The sequence below is a fragment of the Corallococcus sp. AS-1-12 genome (genome assembly GCF_020036995.1).
Taxonomy (GTDB): domain Bacteria; phylum Myxococcota; class Myxococcia; order Myxococcales; family Myxococcaceae; genus Corallococcus.
Genome location: NZ_JAIQDD010000009.1, coordinates 134,212 through 153,239, shown reverse-complemented (window position 1 = coordinate 153,239; position 19,028 = coordinate 134,212). Strand labels below are relative to the sequence as shown.

The window sequence follows — 19,028 nt, the reverse complement described above, 5'->3', positions numbered from 1 at the left end:
GTCCCGACCGCCGACCCGACGCGATGGGTCCGCCTGGACGGAGGGGGAGTCACCCTGCACAGGGACTTCATTCCTTCGCATCTTCCAGGTTAATCTGGGGGCTCCCCCTCGCGTCTCCCTCCCCCCTCCGAGCACCCGTTGCGTATGACGCTCAGCCTTGCCGCGCGCCTGACCGCGGCCCTCACCGCCGTTGTCATCACCCTCACGCTGCTGACCGTGACGCTGCTGGGGCTCTCGCTGCGCTCGCGCGTGGAGTCGGAGATGGCCTCCGCCCTGGCGCGGGACGCGACCCGCTGGCAGGCGTTGAAGGACCAGGAGCTGCGGGTGCTGGCGGAGCTGGGGCGCGTGGCGGCGGCCAACCCCGTGTTCACGGCGGCCTTCGCGGAGGACCCCTCGGAGGCGAACGCCCTGATGACCGAGCACCGCATGGTGCTGGGCGTGGACCTGATGGCGCTGGTGGGCGTGGACGGGACGGTGCTCGCCTCGTCCGGTGAGCGGACGCTGCCGGGCATCGACAAGGTGGTGCGCCAGCAGGGGCAGGTGCTGCTGCCGGCCACGGGCGTGCCCCTGTTCGCGGTGTCGCAGCCGCTGCGGTCCAACGGCGTGCCGGTGGGCTTCCTGGTGGTGGGCGCGGAGCTGGGCGCGGAGGACCTGCGGCGGCTGGAGGACGGGAGCGAGGACCTGGAGGCGCTGCTGCACGCGGGGCCCCGGCTGGTGGCCAGGTCGGTGCACGCGGTCCAGGCGAAGGCGCTGCTGGCCGCGGCGGGCGCGGGCGGGGCGAACGGCGCCGAGGTGGACGTGGGCGGCGTGTCGCTGCACGTGTCGCGGGTGGACGTGGGCGAGGGCCTGGAGCTGGTGCTGGCGCGCGGCGCGCAGGCGGAGTGGGCGCGGATGCGCTCCACGCTGATGGCGGTGCTGGGGCTGGGGCTGCTCGTGGCGCTGGTGGCGGGCGGGGGCGTGTTCCTGCTGGTGCGGCGGATGATGGCGCCCCTGGGCGCGCTGACGGCGGCGGCGGCGCGGGTGGTGGCGGAAGGGGACTTCAGCGGCACGTTGGACATCCACTCCCAGGATGAGATTGGCCAACTGGCGTCGTCCTTCGGGGACATGATGGCGCGGCTGCGCGCGGTGCTGATGGCGCTGAAGAACTCCGCGCAGGAGCTGGAGGCGACGGCGCTGGAGCTGGCGAACTCCGCGTCGGACCAGAACCTGGCGGTGACGCGGCAGGCGGCGGCGCTGCACCAGACGCAGATCGCCGCGCGGCAGCTCCAGGAGAGCTCGCGGGCGGCGGCGCAGCGGGCCACGGGCGTGCTGCGCGAGGCGGAGAAGGCGGGCGCGGTGGGGCAGGCGGGCGAGTCCGCGGTGGCGGGCAGCGTGGGCGGGCTCACGCACATCCGTTCGCAGGTGGAGCGCATCTCCAACACGGTGTCGGAGCTGCGGCAGAGCACGCGGCAGGTGGGCGACATCACCGGCACGGTGAAGGACCTGGCGGACCAGTCCAACGTGCTGGCGCTGAACGCGGCCATCGAGGCGGCGCGCAGCGGCGAGGCGGGGCGGGCGTTCGCGGTGGTGGCCCGGCAGATGCGGTCGCTGGCGGACCAGTCCGCGACGGCCACGGCGCGCGTGCAGTCCATCCTGGCGGACATCGGCCGCGCCATCTCCGAGGCGGTGCAGACGAGCGAGGGCGGCACGCGCGAGGTGGAGGGCGGCCTGGAGCAGGCGCGCGCGGCGGGAGAGAGCCTGCGCGCGCTGGCCGAGGTCATCCAGAACAACAGCGTGTCCGTGAAGAGCATCGCGGACATGGTGAGCCAGCAGGACGCGGGCATCGCGGAGCTGTTCGCCGCGCTGAGCGACCTGACGCGGCTGGCGGACGAGACGGTGGAGCGCGTGGCCACCAGCGCCGTGGCCGCCGCGCGCCTCACCACCGCGTCCCACGAGGTCAGCAACATCGTGGGCCAGTACCGCCTGTGACGCGGTGAGGAGCGCTACGCCGCCTCGCCGCCGTCGATGGCGTAGGCCGCGCCGGTGATGGGCGCCGCCGCCTCCGACGCGAGGAAGAGGCACATCGCGGCCACCTCCTCCGGCTGGATGATGCGGCCCATGGCGCTCATCGCGGCCAGGGCCTCGCGGGCCTGCTCCTCGCTGCGGCCCGTCGTCTTCGTGATGGCGGCCGTCGCGCCCGCGAACATGTCCGTCTCCACCCAGCCCGGGTTCACGATGTTCACGGTGACGTTCTTGCGCGCGTACTCCACGGACAGCGCGCGCGTCAGGCCCAGCAGCGCGTGCTTGGACGCGCAGTAGGCGGACGTGTACTTCGCCCCGCGCGTCGCGGTGATGGAGCCGATGTTGATGACCCGGCCGCCGCCCGCGGACGCCATGGCGGGCATCAGCTCGCGGCACAGCAGGAAGGGCGCCGTCACGTTCACGGCCATCACCTTCGCCAGGTCCGCCGTGGACGTCTTCGTCAGCGGCGCGGACACGGTGATGCCCGCGTTGTTCACCAGCACCCGGGGCGTCCCCGCCGCCAGCACGGTCTTGCACGCCGCGAGCAGCGCGGGCTCGTCCGCCACGTCCACCGTGAGCGCGCGGATGCGCTCGCCGCCTTCCTTGCGCAGCGCCTCCAGCGACTCCGCCGAGCGCGCCAGCGCCCAGACGTCATAGCCCTCGCGCGCGAACGCCAGGGACACCGCGCGGCCAATGCCCCGGCTGGCGCCCGTCACCACCACGGACTTCGTCGTCTCGTTTGCCATGGCCGGACAGCATAGGGCCAACGCGCGCGGAGCCGGGCGCACGGTGCAGGGCGAAATGCATCATCCGCGCTGCCGGAGACGCTTGCGCCGCGGTCGCCGGGGCAAGGCCTGCTGGCCGCTTCCCGCCGGAGGTTCGCGTCCACGCCCGGTCCCCGGCGTTTGACGGCTCCCGCGGGGCGACGTCAAAGTCGCCGCCATGCCCCGCGCCGACATCACCGACCTGTTCCGCATCGACGACCTGCTGTCCGCCGAGGAGAAGGCCGCTCGCGACGCGGTGGCCCGCTTCGTGGACGCGGAGGTGCTGCCCATCATCGGCAAGCACTTCCGCGACGGCACCTTCCCCGCGCACCTCATCCCGGGCCTGGCGGAGCTGGGCGTGCTGGGCGCGAACCTCCAGGGCTACGGCTGCGCGGGGATGAGCTCCGTCAGCTACGGCCTGGTGTTGCAGGAGCTGGAGCGCGGCGACTCCGGCCTGCGCAGCTTCGCGTCCGTGCAGGGCTCGCTGTGCATGTTCCCCATCCACGCCTACGGCAGCGAGGAGCAGAAGGCGCGCTTCCTGCCGGGCATGGCGAAGGGGCAGCTCATCGGCTGCTTCGGCCTCACCGAGCCCGACTTCGGCTCCAACCCCGGCGGCATGCGCGCCCGCGCCCGGAAGGACGGCGACACCTGGGTGCTCAACGGCACCAAGGCGTGGATTACCAACGGCGACATCGCGGACGTCGCGGTGGTGTGGGCGAAGACGGATGACGGGGGCCCGGAGTCCGTGCGCGGCTTCCTGGTGGAGAAGGGGATGCCCGGCTTCAGCGCGCGGGAGATCCCCGGCAAGTTCTCCCTGCGCGCGTCACGCACCAGCGAGCTGTCCTTCCAGGACGTGCGCGTGCCGGACCGCAACGTGCTGCCCGGCGTCGTGGGCCTGCGCGGTCCGCTGTCGTGCCTGAACAACGCCCGCGCGGGCATCGCGTTCGCGGTGACGGGCGCGGCCATCGCGTGCTTCGAGGGCGCGCGCGAGTACGCGCTGGCCCGCACGCAGTTCGACGGCAAGTCCATCGCCGGCTACCAGCTCACGCAGGAGAAGCTGGCGGACATGCTCCAGGAGATCGTCAAGGCGCAGCTCCTGGGCCTGCGGCTCGCGCGCCTCAAGGACGAGGGCCGGAGCAACCCCGTGATGGTGAGCCTGGCCAAGCGCAACAACGTGAAGAGCGCGCTCGACATCGCCCGCGTGGCCCGGAGCATCTACGGCGCCAACGGCATCACGGACGACTACCCGCCCGTGCGCCACATGCTGAATCTGGAGAGCGTCTTCACCTACGAGGGCACCCACGAGGTGCACACGCTGGTGCTGGGCAAGGCCATCACCGGCATCGACGCGTTCGGCTGAGGGCGAGCGCGCAACGGCCGGTGGAAGCCGCGCCTCCCCTCGCCCCCGGAAGGGGAGGAGGGGAGGGCACGGGAAGGAACGTCAGGACTGGGTGCCGCCTTCGCCGCTCGGCTCGGACGAAGGCTCTGCGGCGGGGGCCTCGGCGGACGCGTCGCCCTCCTCGGAACCCTCCGCGGCGGCCTCGGGCTCGTCGGCGACCTCCGGCGCGGTGCCGGAGGCCTCGGCGGCCTGCTGCGCCTTGAGCTCCTCGTCGTTCATGAAGCCGACGGGGTTCTCCTTGCGGTTGAGGAAGCGCACGGCCTTGGCGGACAGCGCGTACATCTGCTCGGCCGCGGCGGCGGGCACCAGCGAGTGTTCAATCTGCGCGGGCTCCGGACGCTCCACCACGCCCAGCTCGCCGTCCTCCAACTGCTTGGCCTGCGCGGGGCTCAGCTCCATGCGGCGCAGCTTTCCCTTGCGCGTCATGAAGTAGAACGCCGTCTCGCCCGGCTCCTGGGGCACCTGGGCGCCGAGCACCAGCTCGCGCAGGGCGCGGTCCAGCTCCACCTGCTTCTTGGACTCGGCGCGCTGGTAGGCCTTGGAGCCCGGCATGGGCGGCAGCTTGGGGATGGGCTTCTCCGCGGACGCGCCCGGACGCGCGCTGGCGCCGAACCCGCCCTGGGGGCCGCTCCGGAAGCCTCCGCCCTGGCGCGGCGGACCGCCCGCACCCTGGCGCGGAGGACCTCCGGCGCCGCGCGGCGGACCGCCACCGCCCTCGCGGCGCGGCGGACCTCCGCGGTCCTCGCGGCGCGGCGGGCCTCCGGCTGTCCGATTCTCATCACGACCGCGAGGGGCCGGGGCGCGTGGAGCGCTCCCCCGGCTGTCCTCCTGGCGCCGTGGCGCCGAGGGCGTGGAGTCGGACTTCTTGGCCTGCTCCTCGGAGACGAGGCCCGCTTTCAACAACTTGTCTCGCAGGTTCTGCATGGGTTGGGCGTTCTATCCCTTGCACGGCCGCACGCAAGCCACCGCTTGCCGCTCCTGTCCCCCCCACGTAACTTGCCGCCCCCGCCGTCCTGGTCGTGGAGGTTCCGTGAGAAGTCTGACGAAGTCCGCCGCCCTCGCCCTGGTCCTGGCAGCCACCGGCTGCTCCGACCCCGTCGACAAGGCGGCCAAGGCCCGCATCTTCTCTCCGGAGGACCCGCCGAAGGTGGTGGCCTCGGCGAAGGAGAAGCTGCCGCCGGAGGACGTCGCGGACAACCCCCAGGTGTCCCGCCGCATCCTGGGCATGGACGCCGCGGAGGTGACCGAGCGGCTGGGCCCGCACTCCTTCCAGTCCACCCTCGGCTACGAGTGGGCCGGCCCCAACGGGAACACCCCCGTGAAGCTCACGGAGACGCGCTCCTTCCGCGCGGGCCCCGGGGGCGTCAACGGCGACTTCCACGGCATCCTGGAGAACTCCCGGGACCAGGGCCTGGAGGTGATGCGCGTGAAGGGGCAGGTCTTCGCCCGCAACCGCTACGGCCCGTACCGCCAGCGCCTGCGCGACCGGGGCATGGCCGAGCGCACCCGCACGGAGCTGACGGGCGCCATCCGCGACTTCGACAGCCTCTTCCAGGGCCGCATCAAGCTCACCCCCGCGGGCACCGTCACCCACGAGGGGCGCACCGCGTGGAAGTACAACGTGTCCCTGGGCGCCCCCCAGGAGGGCGGCACCCCGCAGAAGCTGCCCGCGGCCTTCACGCCCAAGAACGCGGACGAGACGACGAAGCGCCGCGCCAACTTCTTCGCGCACCGGCTGCCGCGCTCGCTGGAGGGCGAGGTGCTGGTGGACGCGGCCACGTCCGTCGTCCTCAAGGCCCGGCTGGACGGGCGCATCGGCGTGCCCCAGGAGAAGACCCCGGAGGCCGCGGAGCTGCGCATGACGCTGGAGTCCGCCCTGACGGAGATTGGCAAGGACCCCCAGTTGCAGCCGCCGCAGGACTTCCTGCCGGACGCGGACAAGCCCCAGGGCATCGCGGACGCGCTGGACCACTTCGGCATCCCGCGCAACAAGGCCGGCGACTCGACCGCCACCCCGGGCGCCACGCCCGGCGCCCCCGACCCGGAAGACGAGGGCGAGGGCAACTGACGCACCCCGCCGCGCCTCGCCGGACCTCCAGGCCCCCGGAGGCTGTGACGGCCGTGTCCTGCACGGGCCTCCACCTCCGCGCGCCCCTTCCTGTAAGTGCCTGACGCGGCTGGGGAACCCCCCTGGCCCTGGCCTTGCTCTCACGGGAGGCCATGTTCCGCACCGCCCTCCCCCTGGCGTGTGCCGGGCTCGCACTCCTGGCGACCCCGGCCCACGCCGAACCCGCCCGCAACCTGGGCATCACCGTCGCCCCGCTGGGGGCCTACGTGCTCCAGGGCGACGCGGAGGCGGAGTCCACCATGGGCTACAGCGCGGGCCTGGGCTGGGCGTACCGCAAGCCGGGGGCGGTGCTGGAGGTGGGCGGCCACCTGGCGTCCAGCCGGCACCTGACGGAGGTGACGCCCATCTCCGTGCGCGTGGTGCCCCTGGGAGACACCCGGGTGCGGCCCTTCCTGGGCGTGGGGGCCAGCATGCTGGTGCCCCACTCACGCCCCCAGCCGGTGGCCCCGGACGCGCTGGGCAGCCGCGTGCTCCAGGTGGGCCTCGAGCTGTGCGGCGGCGTGGGGGTGGAGCTGGGGGAGCACCTCTTCCTCTCCGCCGAGGCGCGCTACCAGAACTTCTCCGCCAGGGGCTCCCCCTTCTCCGGGGAGCGGCAGGCCCTGCGCTCCACGTACCTGGGGCTGGGGATGCACCTGTAGCTGTAGCGGGTGGGGCGGGTCGCTACAGACTGGCAGCGCCCTGTTGGAAGAAATTTTGACGGCCCTCTTGCGTCCTCTACAATCCTCGTCGGTTGCGGCCCAGACGCATCTGACATGCTCGGGTGTTCAGGCGTGCACAACGAAGGGAGCGGAGATGGAGCGCAAGGTCGGAAGTAGCACGTTGACCGCGAAAGAGGTCAAGGCGGCGCTGGAGAAGTCCACCACGCTGACGGCCACGGAGGAGAAGGCCCTGCGCATGCGCCATGGCGCGGGCGCTCCCAGCAAGAGCGCGCCGCTGCCCCGCGCCGCCGGTGCGAACGCGGAGCTGGCGGACGAACTGCTCGTCATCGAGATGCAGTTGATGAAGGCCATGCGCGCGCGCACCGGCCAGACGCGCACCGCGGCCAACGCCTCCAAGGCGCCGGCCCGCGAGGTCGCCCCGGCCAACGCGGCGAAGGACAAGATCGTCCGCGCGCTGCGCGCCAAGAAGAAGTAGGGGGCCGGACTCCCTACTGGTTGAGGATGGCCACGAGGCGCGCTCCCGCCTCGGGCAGCGCCAGCGGCGTGCCCGAGACCTCCGTGGCCAGTCCCTCCGCGTCGGCGGCGCCGCCCCGCGCGAAGAGCCCCTTGAGCCAGGTGAAGGCGGCGGGGTTGCGCCAGAAGTCCTCGTTGAACCGCTCCAGGAGAGAAGCGGTGAGCCGGGTCTCCAGGGCCCAGGCCCGCAGGTAGCGGGTGACGTAGAGCTGCGAATCCACGTCATGCAGGAAGAAGCCCGGGTGCGGCTGCGCGAAGAGGGCGCGGCGCTGGCCGTCGGCGTACTCGTCCGCGCGGTCCGCGGAGGCGCCCTTCGTGGTGAGGGACAGCTCGTAGGACAGCTTCGCGCAGTGGCGCCGCAGCACGGCCAGGGCCTGGAAGGCGGCCAGGCGCACGACGTCCTTCGTCGTGCCGGACGGCAGGCCCAGGTAGCGCTTGAGCCAGGGCGGGGACAGGAGCAGCCGCTCGAAGGTGGCGGCGAAGGCCTCCGTGACGGAGGCGTCGCCCAGGCGGCGCAGCTCCATGGGGGCGTCCGCGTCCACGTGGGCCAGGTGCCACGCGTGGCCCAGCTCGTGGAGCAGGTCGCCCAGCGCGTCCATGCCGCTCCGGGGCTGGAGGACCAGGTGGACCTCGTGGGGCACGCGCACGGCGGCGACGAAGGGGCGTGACGCCTTGCCGGGGCGGGCCTCGTCGTCCAGGCGGATGCGGCCGCCGGCCTCCGGGTGCAGGCCCCAGTCGGACAGCCAGCGCATCACGGCGGGGACGGTGTCCTCGCGGCGGAAGTGCGCGTCCATCCACGGGGCGCGCAGGGCGTGCTGCACGTCGTGGCGCCGCGCCTCGCCGCCGGGCAGCGGGCGCAGGGTGGGCTCCAGCTTGCGCAGCACGTAGGCCAGCACGTCGCGGTAGGCGTCCTCGGTGCGCTTGAGGGTCTCCTCGGCTCCTTCCGCCAGCTTGCCCGCGTCGATGCCGGTGACGTCCTGGCGCAGCGAGGGGTAGTCCGGGAAGCCCAGCACCTCCGCGGCCTGGAGGGCGGCGTCGCGCCGGTCTCCGTAGGGGCCGCGGTGGTCCCAGAGGAAGTTGCCGACGCCGCGCTCCAGCAGGGAGCGGCGGGAGCGGTTGGACTCGCGCGGGAGCTGCGACAGGGCCTGGGCCAGGGACAGCGTCGTGTCGTCCGCGGGGATGTGGGAGCGGGCCTCCAGCGCGACGACGGCGTCCGCCGCGGGCAGGGCGAGCGACTCCTCCACCTGGGTGGCGATGAGCTCGCGCACCAGCGTGATGCGGCGGATGGCGACGGGGTCGGGGTCGCCCTTGCCCTTCGCGCGGGCGAGCGCCTCGTTGGCGGCGGCGAAGGTCTCTGGCGAGGACAGCTCCGGGAAGGAGGCGTAGAGGCGCGCGACGGGGAGGTCCGGGGAGCGTCCGGCGCCGTAGCGGTACTGGAGGGTGGCCAGCTCGGCGAGGAAGTCATCCAGCCGCGACCGGACGGAGAGCAGGGGGCGGTCCATGGCGGCGCGGAAGGTAACAGGAAGCCCGCGTCAGGGCAGGGAGCACGCGCATAGAGTGTCGCGCCATGTCCTCCGCCCCCGCCGCCTGTCCGCATGCCCCCCTGGAGTCCCGCCTGGACGGGAAGGGCGCGCGATGAAGCGCCGGACGTTCCGGGCGGAGGGGGCGCACGTGGGGCGCGCCCTGGCGGAGGCGGTGGCGGAGGAGCTGGGGCTGCCGGTGGCGGACGTGCGGCGGCTGGTGGACGTGGGCGCCGTGTACGTGGCGGGGCGGCGCGCGCGGGACGGGGCCGTGAAGCTCCAGGCCGCGCAGGTGGTGACGGTGGTGCTGGAGGAGGCGGGGCAGAGCCCGCTGGAGGCCGTGAGGCCCGCGGGCTCCTTGCGCGTGCTGTTCGAGGACGCGGACGTCATCGCGGTGGACAAGCCCCCGGGCCTGAACGCGCAGCCCACGGAGGGCCGCGTGGGCGGAAGCCTGGTGGATCTGGTGGGAGAACACCTGGGCCGGCAGGCGGGGCTGGTGCACCGGCTGGACCGGGAGACGTCCGGGGTGACGGTGTTCGGCAAGACGCCCGCCGCCACCTCCGCGCTGGCCGAGGCGTTCCGGGAGGGCACCGCGCGCAAGCGCTACCTCGCGGCGACGGGGCCGGGGCTGCCGGCGGGCGGCACGGTGGACCTGCCCCTGTCGAAGGACCCGTCGCGGCCGGGGCGCTGGCGGGCGACCCGCGCGGCCAATGGCGTGCCCGCGTGGACGGACTACCGGACGCTGTTCGCGGGTGAGGCGTTCAGCCTGGTGGAGCTGCTGCCCCGGACGGGCCGCACGCACCAGCTCCGGGCGCACCTGACGGCGCTGGGGAGGCCCATCCTGGGGGACTCGCGCTATGGCGGCGCGGCGAGCGCGGGCGGGCTGATGGCGCCGCGGTGCCTGCTGCACGCGCACGCGCTGGAGCTGGGGCATCCGCGCACGGGCCGGCCGCTGCGGCTGGAGGCGCCGGTGCCGGAGGACCTGCGGGCGTTCTTCGAGTCGGCGGGCGTGCGCGTTCCGGAGGGGCCCATCGTGGCCATGGACGCGTCCTGAGAATCTGGAAAACCCGGGCCCTGTGCTGGCGGACAGGGTGCCCGTGTCCCGCGCATCGTGTGTAGACTGGGGGCTTCATGGGTGGCGGGAGACACGGCAAGGGCCCACGGACGCCGGAGCCCTCCCTGCGCGGACCGGAGCTGGGCTCGCGAGGAGAGGACGTGCGAGGCGCGGTGGCCCGGATCTGCCGGGACGCGGCCCGGTTGCTCCAGGAGGGGCAGGCGGCGCGGGCGTATTCCGGGCTGGTGTCCGCCAGCCGTTCCCTGCCGATGACGCCCCGGCTGGCGGCGGTGCTGGTCCGGTGCGCGCTGAAGGCGGGCACGGAGCGCGCGGTCATCACCCTGCTGGACGCGGCGATGGTGACGGAGCGGGGCGAGGTGCGCCGCGAGGTCCGCCGCCAGTTGTCGCGGGTGTTGCGGCGCACGGGGCAGGAAGCGCGCGCCGCGGCGGTGCTCAACGGGTTGTTGATGGACGCGCCGGACGACGCCCGGGCCCGCTTCGTGCTCGACGTGCTGCGCGAGCGGGTGGCGAAGGCGAAGCCGGTGCCGCGGCCCCCGGCGGAGGACGACGAGTCCCGGACGAAGACCGTGGAGGTGTCCGCGCTGGCGCTGTCGGATCCGGAGCTGGGCAACACGGTGGTGGAGATGCCGGTGGTGGCGGTGCCGGCCCCGCAGGCGTGGACGCCCCGGGCCGCCACGGTGCAGGTCCCGCTGGGCGAGTGGGCGGAGCCGGCACGGGCGGCGTCGCGAGGGCCGGAGTTTCCCTGGGATGACGAGGGGCCGGGCAAGGCCCGGGTGGTGACGCCGCCGCAGGTCGCGAAGACCGTCGCACGGAGTGAGGCGGACTCCGGCATCGGGCCCGTCGAGTCACCCCAGCTCGCTGACCAGCAGGAGGCTGGCGAGAAGGGACCGGATGCGGTGCGCCCTGAAGTCGCGGCGCAAGCACCGGGCGATACGGCCCCCGAGGGCTCGGGTGCATCGTCGTCCGTGGACGAAGCGCCTCGGGTTGAGAGCGCTGTTGGCGAGGCGAACGCTTCGTCATCCGGGAACACCGCGGATGCGCCTGCGCCCGTCGTTACGCCGTCGAACACCTCGCCGTCCGCGACGGTGCCTGAACACGTCATCACGGCGTTGAGCGCACTGATGCTGTCGGGCCCGGCAAAGGCGCCGGAGCGCGTCGAAGCGGCAGCGTCGTCAGGCGCTGGAACGTCGCCAGCGAGCGCAACGCAGACGCCGCTGCTTCCGGACACGGCAGCCGCGTCCGAAGTGAAGGCCGTTGCGACCGAGTCAGCGGCGTCGGATGCGGTGCGGACACCCGACGAGAAGGTCGAAGCATCGACGCCTGTTTCCGCGCCGTTGTTCGAGTCGACGCAGGTGTTCGGCAGGAAGCTCGAGGACGCGCCGCCAGCCGAGGCCGCACAGCCCGTATCGCTGAATCCAACCGAGGAGGCTCCGGCCTCGACGATGGCGGCGTCCGCGAAGACCGCTGGTCCTGACGCGCCGGAATCGGAGCGGATGGCGCCACGTCCGCCGGATGCGGTGCTGGTGCCGGGAGCGCCTTCCCAGGCCTTCGACGCGGACGAGTCGACGTCGGAGGTCCTCCCTCCACCTCCGTCCGAACCGGCCGCTGAAGCGGAAGCCAGGGCGCCGAGAGAGGACGCATCGACCGCGAAGAAATCATCCCCCCGCCAGCCGGATGCGGTGCTGGTGCCGGGAGCGCCAGCGATGGCGTTCGACGACGAGGAGTCGACCTCGGAGATCATCCCGCCCGAGCGGGTCGAAGCGGAGAAGGGCGCTTCCGCGTCAACGCAGTCCCGGGACGGGAAGCCATCGGCTCCGCGACGGGCCTCCGTGCTCGTCCCCTCCACTTCGAAGCCCGGGTTCGACGAAGAGGAGTCAACTTCAGAGGTCGTCTTCCCGCAGGAGGGGGCCGCCACCGCCGTGCCCCCGCCACGCACCGCGGACGAGGGCTCGGAGCGGGCTCAGTCCCAGCGCCAGGAGGCGCAGCTCATCGCGCGCAGTGCGTGGCGCGAGCTGGCCCAACTGTACCTCAGGCGCGCGGACCGGGCGAAGGACGCACCCGAGCGCGCCGAAGCGCTGACGCGGCTCGCGGAGGTGATGGAGAACGAGCTCCAGGACTCCGCGGGCGCCGCGCGCATGTACCGGGAGATCGTCGAGCTGACCGGTGAGCGCACCGCGCTGCGTGAACAGGTCCGGCTGTTGTCGCAGCGGGAGGACGCGTCGCTCGTGCGCCGTGCGCTCGATGACGCGATCTCCCGGGCGAGGACCTCGCGGGCCCGCGCCGTGGCCCTGCTGACGCGAGGCGAGCGGCAGTTGAACATGGGCAACCCCGCGAAGGCGCGCGAGGACTTCGAGGCGGCGGATGCGCTCGTGCCCGGGATGCTGCCGGTGCTCGCGGGGCTGGTGCGCAGCGTCTCCGACGACGAGCGCTTCGCCCAGGTCGAGCGCCTGCGCGCCGCCTGCGCCGCCGCGCCTCGCCGCGCGCCAGATCGCCTGGAGGCGCTGCGGGTGCTCGCGCAGACCGCGGAGGAGTCCCTGGGCGACCTGCGCATCGCGCAGTGGGCCTGGGCGGAGGTGCTCGCGGAGAGCCCGGAGCAGGAACAACCCCGGGAGCACCTGCTGGCGCTCGCGCGCCGTCTGGGGGACCTGCCTGCGCTGAGTGCGTTGCTGCACGCGCAGCTCGCCCGCGAGCCTCGGGGGCCGGCCGCGCGCAAGGCGCACCTGGAGCGGGTCGCCACGCTGGAGGCGATGGGCGACGCGGGAGCGGCCCTGGCGGAGCTGCGCCAGGCCGTGCGCTTCGAGCCGGGGCACAAGGAAGCCTGGCTGCTGCTCGCGGACCGCTGCACCGAGCGCGAGCAGTTCGGCGAGGCCGCCTGGGCGCTGGAGAACGCGGCCACCGCGACGGAGGACGACGAGGAGCGCCAGCACACGTGGGAGCGGCTCGCGCTCTTCTGCCGCGAGGTGCTGCACAACACGGAAAAGGCCCGCCTCTACGCGCGCCGCGCCGAGAGTCTGCGCAAGTCCCGCGAGCAGCGCGCCCGTCCGCCGTCGCCGGAGCCCGCGCGTCCGGCGCCAGCGCAGGCCGTCGGGGTGCCGCCGCCGTCGGTGCTCGTCGCGCCGCCGGTCGCCACGGGCCGGGTGCCCGCGGCGAAGCGCAAGGACCTGTCCGACGAGGTGACGTCCAACACGGATGTCCCCTCGTTGCTCCAGGCGGAGGAGGCCTCGGCCGCCAATGCACCGGAGAAGCGCTCGCCCGGAGCGGACCCGAAGGCCGGGGCTCCAGGAGCCAGCACGGCTTCGCGCAAGGGGCGTGGCAACGCGGCAGGAGATGAACCCGACGCGTCTCCTGGCAACAAGAAGCGAGGGCGCGCGGGAGCGCGGAGTGACACGGCTGAGCGCGCGTCGCGGAAGGAACCCGAGCGAGGCTCGGGAGCGTCTCCTGGCAAGGCCCCCTCGGGACGGCACGCGTCGGTGGGAGATACCGCCCAGGGAACGGAAGCGCAGCGCCGCCCCGCATCCGGGAAGGCTCCAGTGGGAAGCCCGGTGTCCCTCGCGGATACAGTGCCGGGAGCGGAGGTCGAGCTTCCTGGCAAGGCCGCTCCGGGGCGTCACGCACCGGAGGACACCGCAAAGTCCTCCACGGAAGCCCCTCGGCAACCCAAGGCGCCCTCGGGACGTCATGCGCCGGTAGGTGCCGCACCGTCCCCTGCGGAAGCCACGCGCCAGCCCAAGGCACCCTCCGGAAGCCATGCGCCTGTCGGTACCGCCGCGCCGGGCCCAGACGCCGCACGCCAGCCGAAGACCCCGTCCGGTCGTCACGCTCCCGTTGGCGTGTCGGCCGCAAGCACGGACCCCACCCGCCAGCCGAAGGCCCCATCCGGCCGTCACGGCTCAATCGCGAGCACGCCGCCGGAAGCAGAGCCCCCGCGTCGCGCCGCGAAGGCGCCAGCGGAGAGCCCTGTCCCCGTCGCGGAGTCCGCCCCCACTCCCAGCGGCATGGCACGGGCCGCGAAGCCGTCTCGCGGCGGCTCGGCGCAGGAACCCGGCCCCACGCCGGACGACGCCACCTCCGCGCCCGACCGCAAGCCGCGCGCAGCCGCCACGCCTCCTCGCGAAAGGACCACGGCCTTCGGCGCCGCGCTCCCCCCAGACGCGGAGCCCGAAGCCCCAGCGTCGCGCAAGGCCGCGCCCACCCCCGAGGACAACGCCTCCCGCTCCTCCAAGCACGCGGGCACGCAGGTGCGTGAAGCCCCGTCCCGCGTGGAGCGTGCCCCTCGCGCCGGCCACGCGCCCCGACTCCCGCTGTCCGCCAGCGGCGTGGAACCTCCCGCCGCCCCCCGTGCCCCGCTGTCCGCCAGTGGCGTGGAACCTCCGGCCCCCGCGCCGCGCGCCATGGCCGGAGCCTCGCGCCCCGTCGCCCCTCCCGCGAAGGGCCGCGGCGCTCCCGAAGCCCCGCCCGACATCCCGCTCCTCAGCCAGATTCCGTCCGAGGACGAAGACGAGGACGCCCAGGAGCTCGGCGCCGGGCCCGTGGAGGCCACGAGCGTCATCGCGTGGGAAGCGCCTCCCGGCCGCATGGACCCCGTGCGCCGCATCCATCGCGCCGGCCGCCCCGAAGGCACCGTCTCCGGCCCGGCCCCCACGCGCCCCCAGGCCCAGGGCCGCCCCACCGTCGGCTCCACCGAGACCCGCGAGACGCCCGCCGCCGTCCCGGACCCCGCGCCCCCCGCGGACGCCACCTCCGCGGAGCCGCTCGTCTTCAAGCTCGTGCGCGAGCGCCCGCTCGACCCGAAGCCCTACCGCGGCCTCGTGGACCACTTCGACCAGCGCGGTGACGTCACCCGCGCCGCGCTCATGCGCGAGCTCGCGGACGCCCTGGAGGGCCGCGACGTCCCCGCGCCCCGCGTGCAGCGCGCGCCCCTCACCCACCAGGAGCGCGCCGGCCTGCGCCACCCGGGCCTGCGCACCCCGTCCGGCGAGCTGCTCGCGTGCGTGGGCATCGCGCTGTGCCGGCTGTTCCCGTCACCCGCGCGCATCGCCAACACCACGGAGCCCCTGCGCGCCTCCTCCGGCCCAGGCGCTGGCGCCGTGCTCGACGCGCTCAACGGCGCCGCGCGCCTTTTGGGCGTGCCCCTGCCGGAGCTCGTCGCGGGCGACGACGACAGCGCCAACATCACCCCGCTGCACACCACCGCCCCGCGCCTCGTCGTGGGCCGGCTCCTCGTGCAGCAGCCCCCGACCAACGCCGAGCTGCGCTTCCACGCCGGCCGCGCCCTGTTCTCGCTGTCGCCGGACCTGCTCGCCCTGCGCGCCCTGCGCAAGGACCACCTGCTGCGCGCGCTCGCGCTCCTGTCCTCCGTCCTCAAGAACCCCAAGGACGCCGGTGACGACGCCCGCGTGGTGCGCGAGTCCCTGTCCCCCAGGGCCCTGGAGCGCGCCGCCCTCCTGATGGAGCCCGGCACCCGGGACTTCGACGCGAGCCTCCTCGTCGCCGCCGCGCGCGACTCCGCCAACCGCGCGGGGCTCGTCGCCTGCGGAGGCCCCGGGCCCGCGCTCACCGTGCTGCGCGCCCGCCGCCCCCACGATTCAGAGCTGGAGGAGCTGGTCCGCTTCGCCGCCTCCGAGCGCTACCTCGCCCTGCGAGACGCCTCCGAAGCCGGCCGGGGCCGCTGACGCTTCAGTTCACCAGCAGCCGCAGCGTGAGCGACAGCACGCGCCCGTTCAGCCCGCCCAGGTCGTGCTGGTACGCCAGGTCCACGCCGCCGCCCCCGGGCGACAGGAAGCCCGCGCCCACCGTCACGCGCGAAATCTTCTGGAAGCCGTCGTACGTGTAGCCCGCGCGCAGCGGAATCGTCTGGTCGAGGATGTACTCCGCGCCGGTGTTGTACGTGAGCACCGCCGAGTCGCGCGTCTCGAAGTCCCCGCGCATGTCGAACGCCACCACCACCGCCTGCCCCACGTAGGCCGCGTGCGCGGAGAAGTAGCGCGTCAGCTCCACGTTCTCCGTGTCGATGAGGTTGTGCCCCGACACGCCCAGCGAAAGCTGCTCGCTCAGCCGCAACAGGATGCCCGCGTCCATCGTGATGGAGTTGGCGAAGCGCGACTGGCCGTTCAGCCGCAGGTAGTGCCCCGACAGGCCGATGAGCAGCGACTCGCCCAGCGGCAGCGCCGCGCCCAGCGTGCTCAGGTTCGCGGACGTGCGCCCCCCGCCGCGCCCCAGCGACAGCCAGTGGTAGTCCACGCCCAGCGCCAGCCGGCCGCTGCTGGAGTCCGCCAGGGTGACGCCCAGGAAGCCCTCCTTGTTGCGCGGGTCGTACGCCCCCGTGCCCTCGATGCGGTAGGCCGGGAACAGCGCCATCGCCGCCGGATTGCCCAGGAGTGCGTCCGCACCCATGCCCGTGGCCCGGAAGGCGCTGCCCATGCCCAGGGACCGTGCGCTCGCGACGTTGCGCAGCTCGTCGGCCCGCTCGGTGGTGGCGGCCCGGGCGATGAAGGGGACCGCGGACAGCGTCAAGGAGAGGGCGGCGAGGATGGCACGGAGCGGCATGGCGCCGGGGAATCTATCCGGCTTGCTGGGGTTCTGGGCCACCAATAGATTCCCCGCCCCATGTCCTCCACCGACACGAAGGCAGCGAAGCTCATCCGCAAGTGCGTCATCCCCGCCGCCGGCCTGGGCACCCGTTTCCTCCCGGCCACCAAGGCCGTGCCGAAGGAGATGCTTCCCATCGTCGACACGCCCACCCTCCAGTACATCGTGGAGGAGGCGGTGAAGGCCGGCATGGAGGACGTCGTCGTCATCAACGGCCGCGGCAAGGGCGCCATCGAGGACCACTTCGACATCGCGTTCGAGCTGGAGACCACGATGCGCGCGCGCGGCAAGACGGCGGAGGCGGACCGCATGCGCGCCATCGCGAACCTGGTGCGCATCATCAGCGTGCGCCAGAAGGAGCCGCTCGGCCTGGGCCACGCCGTGCTGTGCGCCAAGAGCGTCATCGGCGACGAGCCCTTCGGCGTCCTCCTGGGCGACGACATGATCGACTCGGAGGACCCGGGCATCGGCCAGTTGGCGCGCATCTACCAGCAGCACCAGAAGGCCGTCATCGCGCTGATGGAGGTCCCCGACAGCGAGACGCACCTGTACGGCATCGCCGCCGGCAGGGACCTGGGCAACGGCGTCATCCAGATCGACCACGTGGTGGAGAAGCCCAAGAAGGGCACCGCCCCGTCGAACCTGGCGGTGATTGGCCGCTACGTGCTGCCCCCGTCCATCTTCCCCATCCTGGAGAAGCAGACCACGGGCGTGGGCGGCGAAATCCAGCTCACGGACGGCCTGGCCACGCTCCAGAAGAGCGAAGGTCTGCTGGGCTACAAGTTCCAGGGCCAGCGCTACGACGCCGGTGACAAGGTGGGTTACCTCAAGGCGAACATCGCCTATGCGCTCAAGCGCCCCGACCTGCGCGGAGGACTCCTGGAGTACCTGCGCGAGGTCGTCAAGACGGAGAAGCCGTGAAGCGTCTCATCGCCGCATCCGCAGTCCTCGTGTCCCTCGCCGCCGGCGCCTACGTGCTGCCCGGCGGCTCCATCCTGCGGCGCATGGCCAACGCGCGGGAGGAGAAGCACCTGTCGGCCTTCCGCGTGGAGGGCTCCGTCATCTTCTCCGCCACGGGCGTGGCGGAGGCCGGGGCCGCCCTCAACGTCCCCACCGACCGCCCGGAGCTCCAGGGGGACGGCGTGCTGTCCGTGAAGATTCCGGGCCGCTGCCGCTTCGACGCGAGCTCGCCGGACAGCAGCCTCAAGTCCTCCACCGTGCAGGCCTCCGGCAGGAAGCGCGTGGAGGGCAAGGAGCTGCCCGCCATCTCCGTGCTGGTGACCCAGGTGTGCGCCATCCTCGCGCAGGACGCGGGCAGCGTGCAGGACACCAGGCTCGCCCAGGAGGCCTGGCTCCAGGGGCTGGGCGTCAACACGAAGGTGACGTCGCTCGCGCGCTTCGGCGGGGAGGTGGCCTACGTCCTGGGAGACCCCGCGGAGGGCAAGCCCCAGTTCTGGGTCTACAAGGACGCCTTCCGGCCCGCGCGCCTGCGCTACGCGGACGCGTCCGGGGCGGCCTGGGATGTGCGCTTCCTGGACTACGCCTCGCCCGCCACCGGCGACTGGATGCCCCGCACGGTGGAGGTGTGGAAGGCGGGCCAGCGCGTGGTGCGCTTCACCGCCCTCAAGGCGGACAACCGCTCGGCGGTGCCGGACTCGCTCTTCAAGTAGCGGCTTCGCTTCGATTCGCTTGCGATGGGCGGGGCTCACGGTGAAAGTCCCGCCCGTTCCAGGACCGGGATTTCCCCGGTTCCTGGCCCGGAGGCGATTCGCATGAAGCTCTATGGCAACCCGATGAGCACGTGTACCCGCAAGGTCCTCACCGTCCTGGCGGAGAAGGGCCACCAGGCCGAGTTCGTCAACATCGACCTGATGAAGCACGAGCAGAAGACGCCCGAGCACATCGCCCGTCATCCCTTTGGCGTGGTGCCGGCGCTGGAGCTGGACGACGGCTTCATCATCTACGAGTCGCGCGCCATCGCCCGCTTCCTGGACCGCACCCTGCCGGGCCCGTCGCTGACGCCCGCGGACCCCAAGGCCTACGCGCTGATGGAGCAGTTCATCGGCGTGGAGCAGTCCTACTTCTCCAACCAGGCCATGAAGATCGTCATGGAGCGCTTCCGGGGCACCAACAACGAGGAGAACATCGCCAAGGGCCGTGAGGGCATGAAGCGTCCGCTGGAGGTCCTGGACGCGGCGCTGGCGAACCGGCCGTTCCTGGCGGGCAATGACTTCACGCTCGCGGAGGTCTGCTTCGCGCCGTACATGGAGTACCTCTTCGCCATGGGCGAGAAGGACACCGTGGCCCCGTACAAGAACGTGATGGCGTGGTGGGACCGCGTGTCCAACCGCCCGTCCGTGAAGAAGGCCCACGGCCGCTAG

The 19,028-nt window shown here is 73.3% G+C and carries 14 protein-coding genes; 10 read left to right on the top strand and 4 right to left on the bottom strand.

The window, feature by feature from the left end; all coding sequences use genetic code 11:
• The first annotated feature begins 144 nt into the window (after window positions 1-144).
• Window positions 145-1,968 (top strand): methyl-accepting chemotaxis protein, encoded by a 1,824-nt coding sequence (locus K8556_RS17435; protein WP_223741203.1) that lies wholly within the window; start codon window positions 145-147, stop codon window positions 1,966-1,968.
• A gap of 14 nt (window positions 1,969-1,982) precedes the next feature.
• Here the strand turns inward: K8556_RS17435 and K8556_RS17430 are convergent, their stop codons facing one another.
• Window positions 1,983-2,747, bottom strand: coding sequence for an SDR family NAD(P)-dependent oxidoreductase (locus K8556_RS17430; protein ID WP_223741202.1), 765 nt, complete (start codon window positions 2,745-2,747; stop codon window positions 1,983-1,985).
• Between the two features lie 196 nt (window positions 2,748-2,943).
• Between K8556_RS17430 and K8556_RS17425 the strand changes: the two genes are divergently transcribed.
• Window positions 2,944-4,125 carry an acyl-CoA dehydrogenase family protein gene (locus K8556_RS17425; RefSeq protein ID WP_223741201.1) on the top strand — a complete coding sequence of 394 codons (1,182 nt, stop codon included), beginning with the start codon at window positions 2,944-2,946 and terminating at the stop codon, window positions 4,123-4,125.
• An 81-nt stretch (window positions 4,126-4,206) separates the two neighbouring features.
• Here the strand turns inward: K8556_RS17425 and K8556_RS17420 are convergent, their stop codons facing one another.
• Window positions 4,207-5,088 carry a DUF2058 family protein gene (locus K8556_RS17420; RefSeq protein ID WP_223741200.1) on the bottom strand — a complete coding sequence of 294 codons (882 nt, stop codon included), beginning with the start codon at window positions 5,086-5,088 and terminating at the stop codon, window positions 4,207-4,209.
• A gap of 106 nt (window positions 5,089-5,194) precedes the next feature.
• Between K8556_RS17420 and K8556_RS17415 the strand changes: the two genes are divergently transcribed.
• The 3 genes from K8556_RS17415 (at window position 5,195) to K8556_RS17405 (ending at window position 7,426) form a co-directional block, all read left to right on the top strand.
• Window positions 5,195-6,232, top strand: coding sequence for a hypothetical protein (locus K8556_RS17415; RefSeq protein ID WP_223741199.1), 1,038 nt, complete (start codon window positions 5,195-5,197; stop codon window positions 6,230-6,232).
• A 152-nt stretch (window positions 6,233-6,384) separates the two neighbouring features.
• Complete coding sequence (locus tag K8556_RS17410; RefSeq protein ID WP_223741198.1) at window positions 6,385-6,930, top strand: hypothetical protein; 546 nt, start codon at window positions 6,385-6,387, stop codon at window positions 6,928-6,930.
• 154 nt (window positions 6,931-7,084) lie between these two features.
• On the top strand, window positions 7,085-7,426 hold the full coding sequence (locus tag K8556_RS17405; protein ID WP_014394173.1) for a hypothetical protein: 342 nt from the start codon (window positions 7,085-7,087) through the stop codon (window positions 7,424-7,426).
• A 13-nt stretch (window positions 7,427-7,439) separates the two neighbouring features.
• Here K8556_RS17405 and K8556_RS17400 read toward each other — a convergent pair whose 3' ends face one another.
• Window positions 7,440-8,966, bottom strand: coding sequence for a peptidase M3 (locus K8556_RS17400; RefSeq protein ID WP_223741197.1), 1,527 nt, complete (start codon window positions 8,964-8,966; stop codon window positions 7,440-7,442).
• Between the two features lie 133 nt (window positions 8,967-9,099).
• On the opposite strand from K8556_RS17400, the gene K8556_RS17395 reads away from it, so the two are divergent.
• The gene (locus K8556_RS17395; protein WP_223741196.1) at window positions 9,100-10,038 is read left to right on the top strand and encodes an RluA family pseudouridine synthase; all 939 of its coding nucleotides are present in this window, start codon (window positions 9,100-9,102) and stop codon (window positions 10,036-10,038) included.
• Between the two features lie 77 nt (window positions 10,039-10,115).
• A complete protein-coding gene (locus K8556_RS17390; RefSeq protein WP_304503977.1) occupies window positions 10,116-15,731 on the top strand; it encodes a hypothetical protein in 5,616 nt (1,871 codons plus the stop codon).
• A 4-nt stretch (window positions 15,732-15,735) separates the two neighbouring features.
• Here K8556_RS17390 and K8556_RS17385 read toward each other — a convergent pair whose 3' ends face one another.
• Complete coding sequence (locus K8556_RS17385; RefSeq protein ID WP_223741195.1) at window positions 15,736-16,605, bottom strand: hypothetical protein; 870 nt, start codon at window positions 16,603-16,605, stop codon at window positions 15,736-15,738.
• Between the two features lie 60 nt (window positions 16,606-16,665).
• Between K8556_RS17385 and galU the strand changes: the two genes are divergently transcribed.
• The 3 genes from galU to K8556_RS17370 all read left to right on the top strand — a co-directional run bounded on the left by galU (window position 16,666) and on the right by K8556_RS17370 (window position 19,028).
• Entirely contained in the window at window positions 16,666-17,568 is a 903-nt protein-coding gene (gene galU / locus K8556_RS17380; RefSeq protein WP_223741194.1) for a UTP--glucose-1-phosphate uridylyltransferase GalU, read from the top strand.
• The gene (locus K8556_RS17375; RefSeq protein ID WP_223741193.1) at window positions 17,565-18,317 is read left to right on the top strand and encodes a hypothetical protein; all 753 of its coding nucleotides are present in this window, start codon (window positions 17,565-17,567) and stop codon (window positions 18,315-18,317) included. Before galU ends, K8556_RS17375 begins: the two co-directional genes overlap by 4 nt.
• A 102-nt stretch (window positions 18,318-18,419) precedes the next feature.
• Window positions 18,420-19,028: a glutathione S-transferase family protein gene (locus K8556_RS17370; protein ID WP_223741192.1), complete on the top strand. Its 609-nt coding sequence runs from the start codon at window positions 18,420-18,422 to the stop codon at window positions 19,026-19,028.